The following is a 976-nucleotide window of genomic DNA, read 5'->3' as shown; positions in this document are numbered from 1 at the left end:
ATACAAATCATCTTTGCTTTAATTTGAACGGTGGGTCACTACTGGGGCGTATTCTTGATGCTCGCATCGTTGGGGGGAAGAGGGGATGGCTGACGAGAATGTGGCGCCGCAGCGCCAGTTTCAGATTGTCCGCAACGGCGATTCGACACCGGCCATCATCGATTGGACCCAAGGAGTCGAGACAGTTCAGAAAGGCATCGCCGATGCCTTGAACGCGCGCAACGTGGCGTTTCTTTTAGGTGCAGGCTGCTCGTCATTGCGTATCGATGGAGAGGAGCGAGGCATCTCAACGATGCAGCCCCTAGCTGAGATGTTTTGCAATACTACCACCCAAGCGTTGGCAGCCGCACAGCAGGCTGCGGAGGACGAGGATTTATTGGGTGAAGACACTGCCGACTTGCCGCCTGTAGAGTCGCCCGACTGGGTTCTAACCAGAGAAGAAGTGGCCATTCTCCAAGAGGCCGGCGTCGAACTGGAAGATGAGTACGCGCGTAACCTCGAGCGGTTGATGGAGGTCCTGCACAGTCTCCGTTTTGTCTCCCAACGTAGCGCGAAATCATCCCACTGGACGCGGGCCAAAGAACTGACGCAGGTCGTCAACAAGGTACAAGCATTCCTTTGGGAGCAGTGCACTGACGGTGCTTTCGCGAACGGGGATACGGCTGTCCGCGACCTCTATGAAAAGTTCTATCGCAAATTAGTGTTGCGCGACCGAAGCCTACCCCGTCCTTGGGTGTTCACCACGAATTATGATCTGTTCAACGAAACTGCGATGGATCGCCTTGGCATTCCTTACGCCAATGGTTTCTCGGGCATTATAGAGCGGCGATTCAACCCCTCCACATTTCGCTACGCCTTGGCTGAGCAGCTGGATCTTTCAAACCGAAAATGGTCCGCAGTCGATGCGTTCGTCTATCTGTGTAAGTTGCATGGATCGATCAGCTGGACAGAGGACGATCACGGCCTCTTCCCTATC

Annotated in this window: 1 pseudogene; it reads left to right on the top strand. The window is 54.6% G+C overall.

Annotated elements, in window-relative coordinates:
• Nucleotides 1–85: 85 nt before the first annotated feature.
• Nucleotides 86–976 (top strand): annotated as a pseudogene (locus EOA27_RS37965) (SIR2 family protein); the annotation flags it as partial.

This window comes from Mesorhizobium sp. M2A.F.Ca.ET.037.01.1.1 (assembly GCF_003998075.1).
GTDB lineage: Bacteria > Pseudomonadota > Alphaproteobacteria > Rhizobiales > Rhizobiaceae > Mesorhizobium.
This window is presented reverse-complemented; position numbering and strand designations above follow the sequence as displayed.